Below are 13,901 nucleotides of genomic sequence, written 5' to 3' on the forward strand. Positions count from 1 at the left end.
CTCTCGACCGGCGCCGACGCGAACGGCCCCGCCGTCGTGCTCATCGGCCCCATGGGAGCGGGCAAGACGAGCGTGGGGCGTCGCGTGGCGCGCGCGCTCGGCGAGCCCTTCGCCGACACCGACAAGATCGTCGTGCGCGACCACGGGCCGATCCGCGATCTGTTCCTCGCGCACGGAGAGGCCCACTTCCGCGCGCTCGAGCGCGACGCCGTGGCCGAGGCACTGGCCCGCGGCGGCGTCGTGGCGCTGGGTGGGGGAGCGGTGCTCGACCCCGTGACCCGCGAGCGGCTCCACGCGCACCGCGTCGTGCTCCTCACCGTCGCGATGCACGTCGTGGCATCGCGGATCCACGGCGACGAGCGACCCCTGCTGGGCGGCGAAGACCCCGTGGCCCGGTGGCAGCGCATCTTCGATGAACGACGGCCCGTGTACGAAGAGGCCGCCGACATCGTGTTCGACACGTCGTCGGGCCCGCTCGCGCGGGTCGTCGACGACATCGTGGCCTGGGCACGCCGTGTGCCGGCCGGAGAGACGGCATGACCGACACCACCACCATCAGCGTCGCCGGCGACTCCGGCTACGACATCACCGTCGGACGCGGCCTGCTGGCCTCGCTCGGCGAGAAGCTGCCGTCGGCGGCCCGCAAGGTGCTCATCGTGCACCCGCCGACGCTCGCGGCTCAGGCCGAGGCACTGCGCGCGCAGCTCGTGGGCGATCGCGAGGTGCTGCTCGCCGAGATCCCCGATGCCGAGGCGGGCAAGCGCGTGGAAGTGGCCGCGTTCTGCTGGCAGGTGATGGGGCAGGCGGACTTCACCCGCACGGACGCGGTCATCGGCTTCGGCGGGGGAGCGGTGACCGACCTCGCGGGCTTCGTCGCCGCGACCTGGCTGCGCGGCGTCGCGCTGGTGCAGGTGCCCACCACCGTGCTCGGCATGGTCGACGCCGCCGTGGGCGGCAAGACCGGGATCAACACCGCCGAGGGCAAGAACCTCGTCGGCGCCTTCTGGCCGCCCGTCGCGGTCGTCTGCGACCTCGACCTGCTCGAGACCCTGTCGCGAAACGAGGCGACCGCCGGGTTCGCCGAGGTGGTCAAGGCCGGTTTCATCTGGCATCCCGAGATCCTCGACCTCATCGAGGCCGACCCCGAGAACATCGTCGATCCCCGGGGCGACGGATTCCGCCGCTGCATCGAACTCGCCATCGACATGAAGGCGCGCGTCGTCGGCGAAGACCTGCGCGAGGCGGGTCTGCGCGAGGTCCTGAACTACGGTCACACCCTGGGCCACGCCATCGAGCACGCCGAGCGCTATCGCTGGCGCCACGGTGCCGCCATCTCGGTCGGCATGGTGTTCGCCGCCGAGTTGTCGCGCCTGGCCGGCCGTCTTCCCGACGAGGTGGCGCAGCGTCACCGCACGGTGCTGGAGTCGTTGGGTCTTCCCACCTCGTACCGTGCCGGGGCCTTCCAGACGCTCAAGGCGACGATGCAGCGCGACAAGAAGAGCCGCGGCGGCATGCTGCGCTTCATCGTGCTCGACGACCTCGCTCGGCCCACCGTGCTGCAGGCTCCCGACGAGTCACTGCTCTTCGCGGCCTACCAGGAGGTCGGTGCGTGACCCCCGCCGCGCGCCGTGTGCGCGCGGACGAGGGCGCGCGCGTCCGGGAACTGCGGCTGCATGCTGTCCGTGATCCGAACGCCGCCCTGGCGTTCCTGACCACCTACGAGCAAGAGATCGCGCGCGATCCCGCGTTCTGGGACGCCCGCGCGGCGAACGGCGCGAGCGGCGACGCGGGCGCGATGTTCGTGGTCGAGACCGAGGGCGAGTGGGCGGGATCGGCGACGGTGCTCGTGCGCCGGGCCGGCGACGTCGACCACACAGGCCGTCGACGGACCGAGGCGCACGCCGGGATCGTCGGCGTCTTCGTCGACCCGGCGCACCGCGGCTCCGGGGCCATCGACGCCCTGCTCGACGCTGCCGCGGACTGGGCCCGCGCGCTCGGATTCGAGACGCTGTCGCTCGACGTGCACGTCGACAACGGGCGCGCCCAGGCCGCGTATCGTCGCGCGGGATTCATCGCGACGGGCGAAGAGTTCACCACGTCGATCGGCCGCGAGCTCGCCATGACCCGCTCGCTGCGCTGACACGGCCGCCGGAGCCCGGCTCACCCGTCGAGGCCCCGCGCCCACGACCGCGCGCGGGAACGACGAAGGCCCCGCCTCCCGGGGGAGACGGGGCCGAGGTCGGGCGTCAGACCGAGACGGTCGCGCGCTCGCGCGACGACAGACCCAGCTGGTCGGTGGGGACGTCCTTCGTCTCTCGAGCGGTCAGGGCGCTCACCGAGGCGATGATCGCGATGACCGCGGTGAAGATGCTGATGACGACCCAGCCGCCCGCACCGCCACCACCGAGGGCGGCGACGATGCTCGGCGCGAAGCCGGCCATCAGGAAGCCGAGCTGCGTACCGATCGCCATGCCCGAGAAACGCACCCGGGTGCTGAACATCTCGCCGTAGAACGACGGCCACACGGCGTTGGCCGCGGCATACCCGCACGAGAACGTCAGGATCGCCAGGCCGAAGGTGAGCAGGTCGTTCCCGGCGCCCATCGACAGCATGTAGAACGGCATGAACGCCGCCGACGACAGCGCGCCGTAGATGAAGACGGGCTTGCGGCCGATGCGGTCGGCGAGCTTGCCGAACAGCGGCTGAGTGAACAGCGCGACGACGTTGGCGACGACGACGAGCCACAGCGTCACGCTGGCGGCGAGACCGACCTCTTTGCCGTAGGCGATCGCGAGCGTGCCGAACACGGTGGACACCGCGGCGATGAAGGCGCAGAAGATCACGCGGAGCACGTCGCGCCAGTGGTTCTTCAGCAGGGGCACCAGCGGCATCCGCGCGATCTTCCCGTCGGCCTTGGCCTGCTCGAACTCGGGAGTCTCGTGCAGGCTCCGGCGGATGAAGAACGCCACGACCACGACCACCGCGCTCAGCCAGAACGGGATGCGCCAGCCCCACGAGAACTTGATGTCGTCGGGCAGGGCGACCACCGGGATGAAGATGAGGGCGGCGAGGATCTGCCCGCCCTGGGTGCCGGTGAGCGTCCACGACGTGAAGAACGACCGGCGCGAGTCGGGGGCGTGCTCCAGCGTGAGCGACGAGGCCCCCGCCTGCTCGCCGGCGGCCGACAGCCCCTGGGCGAGACGGCACAGCACCAGCAGCGCGGGAGCGAACCACCCGATCTGGGCGAAGCCCGGGAGGCAGCCGATGATGAAGGTCGACAGGCCCATCAGCAGCAGGGTGAACATCAGCACCTTCTGGCGCCCGATGCGGTCGCCGAAGTGGCCGAGGATGACGGCGCCGAAGGGGCGCGCGATGTAGGCGAACCCGAAGGTCGCGAACGACATCACGAGCGCCGCCTGATCGCCCGACGGGAAGAAGACCGTCGGGAAGATCAGGGCGGCGGCGGAGCCGAACAGGAAGAAGTCGTAGTACTCGACGGCGCTGCCCATGAAGCTGGCGGTGGCCGCCTTCACGGGAGTCTTCCGCGTCGTTGCGGGGGTGGTCATGCGAGTGTGCTCCTTATCGGGCGACGGCCGGGTCGGCGGTCGTGTCGGGGATGCTGTCGGTGGTGACGAGGTCGAGGAAGTGGGCGGTCATGCGGTCGGGGTCGGGTCGCGTCCCCGTGATGAGGGCGAACGCGTCGACGGCCTGGTGGACCGCCATACGTCCGCCGCTGAGTGTGCGGCAGCCGCGCTCGCGCGCGGTGATGAGGAGTTCGGTGTCGAGCGGGCGGTAGACGATGTCGGCGACCCACAGCTCGGGGCGGAGGAGCGCGGCGTCGAGGGGGAGCCCCGGGTGCTCGGCCATTCCGACGGGGGTGCAGTGCACGAGGCCGTCGGCGCCGGCGAGCACATCGGCGAGCCGGTCGGGGGCGGCGGTGTCGACGACGGCGAGCGGATGCCGTGACGCCAGGTCGTCGGCGAGGGCCGCGGCGCGCACGGGGTCGAGGTCGACGATGCTCAGCCGCGCGGTACCCAGGCGCAGCAGCGCGTCGGCGACGGCCGACCCCGCACCTCCCGCGCCGAGCTGGACGACGTGGTCGGTCGTGGCATCCGGGAGTCCGTCGGTGAAGGCGGCGGCGAAGCCCGTCGTGTCGGTGTTGTAGCCGACGCGTCCGGTGGGAGTGAACAGCACGGTGTTGACCGCGCCGAGGGCCGCGGCGACGGGGTCGATGCGATCGAGGTGCGCGAGCACGCTCTGCTTGCACGGGTGGGTGACGTTGACGGCGTCGTAGCCGAGCCGTTCGGCCCACGCCAGCACATCGCCGATGCGCTCGGGATCGATGCCGAGGGCGGTGAGGTCGAGCGGACGGTAGACGTAAGTGAGTCCAAGAGCGCGCGCCTCGGCCATGTGCATCGGCGGCGTCAACGAGGGGAGGACCCCCGTGCCGATGAGGCCGACGAGATACGGGTGCGCGTCGATCACGGTACTCCTTCGTTTCCGCGAGCCGGTTATGTACTAACCGGTACGTTCAGAGGAAACCACGCCGAGCGCATCGTGTCAACGACGACTTCGGTATGGCGCCGCGGCCGGGACCCGGGCGCCCGGGCGCGCCCGGATGGTCGAGTGTCCAAGACACGCCGCACGCCGCCGGACCGACACGGCATGTCGTGGACACTCAACGGGGGTCTGGGCCGGGGAGGGGGCCGAGGGGAGGGGCGCGGGGCCCGCCCGGCGCACGCTCAGCGCACGGAGCCCGCCCGGCGCGCGGTCGGCGCGCGGGGCCCGTCCGGATGGTCGAGTGCCCAAGACACGCCGCACGCCGCCGGACCGACACGGCATGCCGTGGACACTCAACGGGGGTCTGGGCCGCGGAGGGGGCCGAGCGCGGTCAGCGCGCGGGAGCCGAGCGGGGGCGCGGTCAGCGGGCGGGGGCCGTCAGCCAACCGACGACCACGTCGCCGATGACCGCGCGCAGGTGCGAGCGCCGGTCGGGCGAGGTGAGATCGACGTCGAAGAGGTGGCCGAACGTGTAGCGGTTGGCGACCTGGAACACGCAGTACGAGCTGATGACGAGGTGCACGTCGATCGCGTCGACGTCGGAGCGGAAGACCCCCGCGGTGCGCCCGCGCTCGAGGATCTCGTCGAGCAGGCCCTTCGCCGGCTGCGACAGGGTGCGGAGCCCCTCGATCTGGCGGATGAACTCGCCGCGGTGGATGTTCTCGATCGCGACGAGACGGATGAAGGCGTCGTGCCCGACGTGGTGGTCGAAGGTCAGCTCAGCGAGCGAGCGGATGGCATCCACGGGGTCGGCGTGATCGACGTCGATCGCCCGCTCCGCCTCGCGGATGCCGCGGTACGCCTCTTCGAGCACGGCCCGGTACAGGCCCTCTTTGCCGCCGAAGTAGTAGTAGATCATGCGCTTCGTGGTGCGCGTGCGGGCGGCGATCTCGTCGACCCGCGCTCCCGAGAAGCCGTCTTCGGCGAAGACCTCGGTGGCCACCGCGAGGAGTTCGGCGCGGGTGCGCTCGGCGTCTCGACGTGCCTCGGCCATTCGGTCAGACTAGTGGACCCGCTTTGTACCAGATGGTACATTCGGCCGCCATGAGGACCTCCATCGCGACCGTCTGCATCAGCGGAACGCTCGCCGACAAACTGCACGCCTGCGCCGACGCCGGTTTCGACGGGGTGGAGATCTTCGAGCCCGACCTGCTCGCCGCCCCCGAGAGCCCCGAAGAGATCGCGGCACTGGCCGGACGCCTGGGCCTGAGCCTCGACCTCTACCAGCCGATGCGCGACGTGGAGGGCGTCGACGAGGCCGCGTTCGCCGCGGTGCTCCGCCGCGCCGAGGCCAAGTTCCAGCTCATGCGTCGCCTCGGCATGGACCTCGTGCTCTGCTGCAGCAACGTCGGCACCGCCACGATCGACGACGACGCCGTCTCCGCCGACCAGCTGCGACGCCTCGGCGACCTGGCCGCGGGATACGGCATCCGGATCGCCTTCGAAGCCCTCGCCTGGGGTCGGTACGTCGACGACTACCGGCGCGCGTGGCGCATCGTGGAGCAGGCCGACCACCCCGCGGTGGGCGTCTGCCTCGACTCGTTCCACATCCTCTCGCGCGGGCACGACCCCGCCGGGATCGCCGCGATCCCCGGCGACAAGATCTTCTTCGTCCAGCTCGCCGACGCCCCGCGCCTGAGCATGGACGTGCTCTCGTGGAGCCGCCATCACCGCCTGTTCCCCGGCGAGGGCGAGTTCGACCTCGCTGACTTCACCGCGCGCATCGTCGAGGCCGGCTACACCGGACCCTGGTCGCTCGAGGTGTTCAACGACACGTTCCGCCAGACCGACCCGCGCCGCACGGCGCTGCACGCCCGCCGGTCGCTGCGCTGGCTCGAAGACGCGGTGGCCCGCGAGATCCCGGATGCCACCACCCACCGCGGCGATCTGTCGATGCTGCCCGACTCGGCGGCCCCGTCGGGCGTCGACTTCGTCGAGGTCAAGGCCGAGGACACCTCCGCGATCGAGGAGCTGCTCGGCCAGCTCGGGTTCACCTCGCGCGGACGCCACCGCACGAAGCCCGTGACCCTGTGGACCGCCGGCGACGCGCGGGTGGTGCTCAACGAGCAGCACGCCCGGGGCTGGGAGCCCCGGCTCGCGGCCGTCGGGCTCGAGGTCGACGACGCCGAGGCGGTCGACCTGCGCATGAACGAGCTGCGGGTACCGCGGGCCTACCGCCGCACCTACGCCACCGAGGAGCGCCTCGACGGCGCGATCGCCCCCGACGGCACCGAGGTGTACTGGGCGCAAGCGGCCGACGAGGGCGACCCGGCGTGGGTGGGCGAGTTCGAGCACGGCGAGGCAGCGCGAGAGACGGCCATCACCGGCGTCGATCACGTCAGCCTCAGCCAGCCCTGGGACGCGATCGAAGAGGCGACGCTGTTCTACACCGCGGGTTTCGCGCTGCGCGTCGACAGCAGCACCGACGTGCCGGGGCCCCGCGGTCTCGTCGCCAGCCGTGTGCTCGTCGCACCGGGCAGCACGGTGCGCCTGCCCCTGAACGTCGCCCCGCCCATCCTCGCCTCGCAACGCGCGGGAGCCGCACTCCCGCAGCACGTCGCCTTCGTCTGCGACGACGTGCGCCACGTCGCCCGTGCGGCGCGCGAACGCGGCTTCGCGCCGCTCGAGATGCCGGCCAACTACTACGACGACATCGCCGCCCGCTTCGATCTGTCGGAGGCCGCCGTCGACGAGCTGCGCGACCTGCACCTCGGCTACGACCGCGACGATGCGGGAGAGTACCTGCACTTCTACACGCGCACGATCGGCGAGGTCTTCTTCGAGTTCGTGGAGCGCGTCGACGCCTACGCCGGCTACGGCGCCGGGACCGCCCCGGTGCGCCTCACCGCGCAGGGGCGGCGCTGATAGCGTGCCCGACATGACCACGCCCCGCCGCCTGCTGCTCGTCAACGGCCCCAACCTCAATCTGCTCGGCACGCGGCAGCCCGAGATCTACGGTCGCGACACGCTCGCCGACGTCGAACGCCTCGTCGACGAGGCCGCCGCGCGTCACGGGCTCGAGGTGCGCGCCGTGCAGAGCAATCACGAGGGCATGCTGATCGACGCGATCCACGACGCACGTCTCGACTGCGCCGGGATCGTGATCAACGCCGGAGGACTCACGCACACCTCCATCGCCCTGCGCGACGCCCTGGCATCCGTCGCCCTCCCCGTCGCCGAGGTGCACATCTCGAACATCAAGGAGCGCGAGGCCTTCCGGCACTTCTCGTACATCGAAGACGTCGCCGTCGTGCACGTCATCGGCGAGGGAGTGCCCGGCTATGCGCGCGCGGTCGACCTGCTGATCCCCGTCATCGCCGGGCTCGCCGAGGGCTGACGCGCCGCGCCCGGGCGCGGATCGCACCGGCGTCGGGGCATCGCGTAGACTCGGTCGCCGGGTGCGCGCCACAGCGCGGACCCTCCTCACACGAAACGGAACAGCGACCTCATGGCATCCACCGCAGACATCAAGAACGGCGTCGTCCTGAACATCGACGGTCAGCTCTGGAGCGTCGTGGAGTTCCAGCACGTCAAGCCCGGCAAGGGCGGCGCGTTCGTCCGCACCAAGCTCAAGAACGTCATGAGCGGCAAGGTCGTCGACAAGACGTTCAACGCCGGCGCGAAGATCGAGACCGAGAACGTCGACCGCCGCGACTTCACCTACCTCTACAACGACGGTGACGGCTTCGTCTTCATGGACGTGCTCGACTACGACCAGATCACCGTGGGAGCCGCCACCGTCGGCGACGCGGCCAACTTCCTGCTCGAGAACCAGCAGGTGCAGATCGCGCTGAACAACGGCAACCCGCTCTACGTCGAGATGCCGCCGTCGGTCATCCTCGAGGTCACCTACACCGAGCCGGGCCTGCAGGGCGACCGCTCGTCGGCCGGCACCAAGCCCGCCACCGTCGAGACCGGCTACGAGATGCAGGTTCCGCTGTTCCTCGAGACCGGCACGAAGATCAAGGTCGACACCCGCACGGGTGACTACCTCGGTCGCATCAGCTGACCCCGTGGTCCTGACAAAATGAGCGCGAGGACCAAGGCGCGCAAGCGCGCCCTCGACATCCTTTTCCAGGCCGACGTGCGCGGCGAAGAGCTCGCGATCATGCTGGCCGCCGAGGCCAAGCGCGCGGCATCCGAGCCCGCGCGTGAAGCCTCGTGGCTGTACGCCCGCGACATCGTCGACGGCGTGATCGACAACCGCGACGCCATCGACGAGCAGATCACCACGTTCTCGAAGGACTGGTCGCTGCAGCGCATGCCGGCCGTCGACCGTGCCCTGCTGCGGATGGCCGCGTGGGAGATCCTCTACAACGACGAGGTTCCCGTGGCCGTCGCCATCGACGAGGCCGTGGAGCTGGCCAAGGAGTTCTCGACCGACGACTCCGGCTCGTTCGTGCACGGCGTGCTGGCGCGCATCGCGCGTTCGTCCTGACCCCTCTCGACGTGTTCCGACGCGGCCCCGACCCGGTGTCGGCGGTCGCGTCGCGTCGTTTCCCGGATGCCGAGACCCGGGTGTCCGCGCGTCAGGCGCCCGCACCCGCGCCGATGTCGGAGGCTCCCGGCAGGATGCTCCCGTGACCTCGTGGCGCGACCTCGTCCCCGCGGGCGAGACGACCGCGTTCGAGCCGCTCGCCCTCGGCGTCGAGCTGCGCCAGCGCGAGGCGTACGACCCGGCGCGGTGGGAGGCCCGCGCGGTCGTGCCGGTGACCCCGCGCTCGCTCGCCCAGCGCCAAGACGACCTGCAGTTGGTCGCACGTCCGCTCGTGCGCGGAGCCCGCGACGCCTGGATCCGCGCCGATGCCACCTGGGATGCCGTGCGCCGATCGTCGGGTCGCTTCGACCCCGCGCACGTTCGCTGGTTCGCCGAACTGCACGCGCTGGCCCAGGCGCTGCGCACCACCGGCCCCTTCGCGCCGTCGGGCGATACGGTCGCCCTCGACGCCGCCGACTCGCCCCTGCTGTGGCCGCTCCTGCGCAGCGGCGAGGTGCTCGGCATCCCGATCGTGCCGATGCATGCGCAGCAGAGCGTCCGCCTCGCGCGCACCGCCACCGCGCGCGTGGCGCTCGACGCGGTGGGCGGGGGAGCGCTGCGCGTCTCGGCCGACCTCGAGATCGACGAGCGGCGCGTCGACGCCGCCCACGCGCGCGCCCTCGGCGCCGCGGGCCTGTTCGCCTACGAACTCGACCGCGACCCCGTGCCGATCGTGCTCGCCGCCGTCGAGCTGCCGATGCCCCTGCCTGCTCTGCTCGGTGGCGCGGTCGTCGAGGTCTCGTCGGCCGAGGCGGCGGAGTTCCTGGCCGAGATGTACCCCCGCCTCGCCCGGCGCGCCCCGCTGTCGGTGGGGGCGGGGGTTCCGGCCCCACCGCCGCCGCGGCCGACCCTCGAGGTCGCCGTGACGTACGCCGACGACGACGTGGCCTTCGTCCTCACCTGGGTGTACCCCGGCACGCACCGCGTCGCCTACGACGCCACGGCCGACGACCCCGAGCGCGACCCCCGCGCCGAAGCGCAGATCGGCGAACGATTCGAGACGGCGTGGCTGGCGGCATCCGACCTGCCGGTGTCGGCGCGCGCCACGCTGCGTGACGCCGACGCGGCGGTGTTCGTCTCGCGCGTGCTCCCCGCCGTCGACCTGCTCGACGAGGTGCGGGTGCGCACGACCGGCACGGCACCGTCGTTCCGCGAGCTCCGGGGCGACCCCTCGCTGCGCATCACGGCGGTGGAGTCCGTCGACCGCGACTGGTTCGACCTGGGGATCGTGGTGACGATCGAGGGCCGGACGATCCCGTTCGCCACCCTGTTCTCGGCTCTCTCCCGCGGGCGCACGCGCATCAAACTCTCCGACGGCGCGTGGTTCTCACTCGCGCACCCCGCTCTGCAGCGGCTCCGCGATCTGCTCGACGAGGCGGCGGCCCTCGACGAGTGGGAGGCCGGGCCGCGCCTGCCGCGCACCCATCTGTCGCTGTGGGCGGAGTTCGAAGACCTCGCCGACCAGTCCGAGGCGGCGGTCGAGTGGCGCCGGCTCGCCCGCGCCCTGCGCGACGTCGCCGACGTGCCGCAGGTGCCGACGCCCCCCGGATTCCGCGCCGAGCTGCGCCCGTACCAGCGCGAGGGCCTGTCGTGGCTGGCCCTGCTGCACCGGCATCGACTGGGGGGAATCCTGGCCGACGACATGGGGCTCGGCAAGACCCTGCAGCTGCTCGCCCTCATCGCCCACGCGAAAAACCTCGGCGACGAGCGGCCGTGGCTGGTGGTCGCCCCGACCTCGGTGCTGCCGACGTGGCGCGACGAGGCCGCGCGGTTCGCTCCCGGCCTGCGGGTCGCCGTCGTCGAAGCCACCGCCGTCCGTCGCGACCGCACCATCGCCGAGGTCGCCGCCGACGTCGACATCGTGGTCGCCCCGTACGGGGTCGTGCGCGCCGATGCCGACGAGTTCGCCGGCCCGCACTGGGCGGGGGTCGTGCTCGACGAGGCGCAGTTCGTGAAGAATCCGGCGACCCGCATCCACCGCGCGATCGCGGCGCTGCGCACCGACGCGGTGTTCGCGGCGACCGGCACCCCCATCGAGAACGGCCTCGACGATCTGTGGGCCCTGCTCGCGCTGACCGCGCCCGGGCTGTTCCCGTCGATCCGGCAGTTCCGCGAGGACTACACGCGCGCGATCGAGCAACTGCCCGCCGACGCCCCCACCGCGCTGTCGGCCGCCGCGGCCGGCGCGCACCGCGAGAAGACGCTGGACCGTCTCCGCCGCCGCGTGCGGCCCTTCCTCCTGCGCCGCACGAAAGACGTCGTGGCGTCCGATCTCCCGCCCAAGCAGGAGCAGGAGATCGCGGTCGCCCTGGGGCCCGCGCACCAGGAGCTCTACGACCGGGTGCTGCAGCGCGAGCGGCAGAAGGTGCTCGGGCTGCTCGACGACCTCGACCGGCAGCGCTTCATCGTCTTCCGCTCGCTGACGCTGCTGCGCATGCTGGCGCTGGCCCCGGGCCTCGTCGACGAGCACGACGCGCACCTGGGCTCGGCGAAGCTCGATGTGCTGCTGGAGCGTCTCGCCGAGGTCGCCGCCGAGGGGCACCGCGCGCTGGTGTTCAGCCAGTTCACCTCGTTCCTCGACCTGGCCGCCGCGCGATTGGATGCCGCGGGTCTGGACTACGCCCATCTCGACGGCAGCACGGCTCGCCGCGGCGAGGTGATCGAGGGCTTCCGCGGGGGAGACGCCCCGGTGTTCCTCATCAGCCTCAAGGCCGGGGGTTTCGGGCTCACCCTCACCGAGGCCGAGTACGTGTTCGTGCTCGACCCCTGGTGGAACCCCGCCGCGGAGTCGCAGGCCATCGACCGCGCCCACCGCATCGGCCAGACCCGGAGCGTGTTCGTCTACCGGCTCATCGCCGCGGGCACGGTCGAAGAGAAGGTGCGGGCATTGCAGCACCGCAAGGCGGCGCTGTTCGACGCCGTGATCGACGACGACGACGACGCCTTCGCGGCCTCGCTCGACGCCGACGACATCCGCGGGCTGCTGGGGCCCTGACGCGGGGCGCAGCGCGGGCACCCCGGCATCCGTTCTCGCGAGCGACCCGCCGTGGCTCCCCGAACCCGTTCAGCCACCCCCGCGTAGACTCGTCAGGTTCGCCAACGACACAGGAGCGACATGAGAATCACCGGCCTCGGCCACGCGGGCATGTTCATCGAGACCGCGGGTGGCAGCATCCTCTGCGACCCGGTCATCGGTCCGAGCTTCTTCGGCTCGTGGTTCCCGTTCCCCGACAACCGCCAGCTCGACTGGGAGCGGTACGGCGCCGCGGACTTCCTCTACATCTCGCACCGCCACCGCGATCACTTCGACCCGGCGGTGCTCGAGCGGTACGTGTCGAAGGACATCCGCGTGCTGCTGCCCGAGTACCCCACCGACGACCTCGAGCGCGACCTGGTGGCCCTCGGGTACACGAACCTTGTGCGCACCGAAGCGGGCGTCCCCCTGCAGTACGGCGATCTGAAGCTCATGATCACGCCGCTGCGCGCCCCCTCCGACGGCCCCATCGGCGACTCGTCGCTGTCGGTCGACGACGGAACCGCGTCGATCCTCAACCAGAACGACTCGCATCCCCTCGACCTCGAGAAGCTCATGGACTTCGGCAAGCCCGACGCCTACTTCACGCAGGTGTCGGGCGCCATCTGGTGGCCCATGGTCTACGACCTGCCGCTCGATGCGAAAGAGAATTTCGCGCAGCTCAAGCGCGACGCGCAGAACAAGCGCGCGATGTACTACATCGAGAAGGTGGATGCCGAGCACGTCTTCCCCATGGCGGGCCCGCCGATGTTCCTGCGCGAAGAGCTCTTCCGCTACAACGGCACCGGCCTCGAGAACGACTCGATCTTCACGGATCAGCGGGAGTTCCTCTCGCACATGAAGCAGCAGCGCCCCGATCAGAAGGGCTACCTGTTCCTCCCCGGCGCCGAGGTCGAGGTGCGGGGGTCCGACGTCACCGTGACGCAGACGCTGTACACCGACGCCGAGATCGACCGGGTCTTCGGCGACAAGTGGAACTATCTCGCCGAACAGCACGACGCGCGCCAGAGCGAGGTCGCCGCCGAGGTGGCATCGCGCGCCGAGATCCTGCCGCCCGCCGAGATGCTGGCCGCGATCAAGGAATGGTGGGAGCCCCTGCTCCGCCGCGCGCGCACGATCCGCAACGGCGTCGGGGGAGCGGTGCGCTTCCGCATCGGCGAGCTCGACATGGTCGTGGACTTCCCCAAGGCGAAGGTGCGCGAGTACGCCGGCGAGGACTGCATCTACTGGTACACGATCCCCGCCGACCTGGTGTCGACGAACATCCGCGACCACGAGATCGACTGGTCGAACTCGATCTTCCTGTCGATGCAGTTCGAGGTCGGTCGCTCGGGCAAGTTCAACGAGTTCCTCACCACCTTCCTCAAGTGCCTCTCGCGCGACCGCATCGAATACGTCGAGAACTGGTACGCCGAGCAGTCGGATCAGACCGAGGATGCCGAGATCGACGGCTGGACCGTGCAGCGTCGGTGCCCGCACCTGCGCGCCGACCTGACCAAGACCGGCAAGATCGAGGACGGCGTGCTGACCTGTTCGCTGCACGACTGGAAGTGGGACCTGGCGACGGGCCGCTGCCTGACGACGACGGGTCACCCGATCCGCTCGACGCGCGCCGCCGAGACGGCCGAGGTCGCCGCGGGCTGAGCCCGCGGCGGGCTGAGCCCGCGGCCGCGGGCGCCACGGCGCCACCGTCCCGGACCTGCCGTCACGGCATCCACCCGCTAGACTCGACCACGAACCACAGCAACCTTTAACCCCGTCCCGTGAGGC

Annotated in this window: 12 protein-coding genes; 9 read left to right on the plus strand and 3 right to left on the minus strand. The window is 71.3% G+C overall.

What is annotated here, in order from left to right; all coding sequences use genetic code 11:
* Positions 1 to 51: 51 nt before the first annotated feature.
* The 3 genes from ASG45_RS11420 to ASG45_RS11430 are packed head-to-tail and all read left to right on the plus strand — an operon-like array spanning position 52 to position 2,140.
* Entirely contained in the window at positions 52 to 540 is a 489-nt protein-coding gene (locus tag ASG45_RS11420; RefSeq protein ID WP_055837939.1) for a shikimate kinase, read from the plus strand.
* The gene (gene aroB / locus ASG45_RS11425; protein WP_055837343.1) at positions 537 to 1,613 is read left to right on the plus strand and encodes a 3-dehydroquinate synthase; all 1,077 of its coding nucleotides are present in this window, start codon (positions 537 to 539) and stop codon (positions 1,611 to 1,613) included. Before ASG45_RS11420 ends, aroB begins: the two co-directional genes overlap by 4 nt.
* Positions 1,610 to 2,140 (plus strand): GNAT family N-acetyltransferase, encoded by a 531-nt coding sequence (locus ASG45_RS11430; protein WP_055837345.1) that lies wholly within the window; start codon positions 1,610 to 1,612, stop codon positions 2,138 to 2,140. Before aroB ends, ASG45_RS11430 begins: the two co-directional genes overlap by 4 nt.
* A gap of 106 nt (positions 2,141 to 2,246) precedes the next feature.
* Here ASG45_RS11430 and ASG45_RS11435 read toward each other — a convergent pair whose 3' ends face one another.
* The 3 genes from ASG45_RS11435 to ASG45_RS11445 form a co-directional block, all read right to left on the minus strand.
* Positions 2,247 to 3,566, minus strand: coding sequence for an MFS transporter (locus tag ASG45_RS11435; protein ID WP_055837349.1), 1,320 nt, complete (start codon positions 3,564 to 3,566; stop codon positions 2,247 to 2,249).
* Positions 3,567 to 3,579: 13 nt separating this feature from the next.
* On the minus strand, positions 3,580 to 4,485 hold the full coding sequence (locus ASG45_RS11440; protein ID WP_055837353.1) for a shikimate dehydrogenase: 906 nt from the start codon (positions 4,483 to 4,485) through the stop codon (positions 3,580 to 3,582).
* 436 nt (positions 4,486 to 4,921) lie between these two features.
* Positions 4,922 to 5,554, minus strand: coding sequence for a TetR/AcrR family transcriptional regulator (locus ASG45_RS11445; RefSeq protein WP_055837357.1), 633 nt, complete (start codon positions 5,552 to 5,554; stop codon positions 4,922 to 4,924).
* 50 nt (positions 5,555 to 5,604) lie between these two features.
* Here ASG45_RS11445 and ASG45_RS11450 point away from each other — a divergent pair, with 50 nt between their 5' ends.
* From ASG45_RS11450 to ASG45_RS11475, 6 genes are all read left to right on the plus strand, one after another.
* Positions 5,605 to 7,425 carry a bifunctional sugar phosphate isomerase/epimerase/4-hydroxyphenylpyruvate dioxygenase family protein gene (locus tag ASG45_RS11450; RefSeq protein WP_055837360.1) on the plus strand — a complete coding sequence of 607 codons (1,821 nt, stop codon included), beginning with the start codon at positions 5,605 to 5,607 and terminating at the stop codon, positions 7,423 to 7,425.
* Between the two features lie 13 nt (positions 7,426 to 7,438).
* Positions 7,439 to 7,897, plus strand: a complete 459-nt coding sequence (locus ASG45_RS11455) for a type II 3-dehydroquinate dehydratase (protein ID WP_055837362.1) — start codon at positions 7,439 to 7,441, stop codon at positions 7,895 to 7,897.
* Between the two features lie 111 nt (positions 7,898 to 8,008).
* Positions 8,009 to 8,569 (plus strand): elongation factor P, encoded by a 561-nt coding sequence (efp, locus tag ASG45_RS11460; protein WP_055837365.1) that lies wholly within the window; start codon positions 8,009 to 8,011, stop codon positions 8,567 to 8,569.
* An 18-nt stretch (positions 8,570 to 8,587) separates the two neighbouring features.
* Positions 8,588 to 8,998 carry a transcription antitermination factor NusB gene (gene nusB, locus ASG45_RS11465; RefSeq protein WP_055837367.1) on the plus strand — a complete coding sequence of 137 codons (411 nt, stop codon included), beginning with the start codon at positions 8,588 to 8,590 and terminating at the stop codon, positions 8,996 to 8,998.
* A gap of 142 nt (positions 8,999 to 9,140) precedes the next feature.
* Positions 9,141 to 12,092, plus strand: a complete 2,952-nt coding sequence (locus ASG45_RS11470; protein ID WP_055837370.1) for a DEAD/DEAH box helicase — start codon at positions 9,141 to 9,143, stop codon at positions 12,090 to 12,092.
* A gap of 120 nt (positions 12,093 to 12,212) precedes the next feature.
* Positions 12,213 to 13,775, plus strand: a complete 1,563-nt coding sequence (locus ASG45_RS11475; protein ID WP_055837373.1) for a Rieske 2Fe-2S domain-containing protein — start codon at positions 12,213 to 12,215, stop codon at positions 13,773 to 13,775.
* Positions 13,776 to 13,901 lie beyond the last annotated feature (126 nt).

This window comes from Microbacterium sp. Leaf436 (genome assembly GCF_001424715.1).
Lineage (GTDB): Bacteria > Actinomycetota > Actinomycetes > Actinomycetales > Microbacteriaceae > Microbacterium.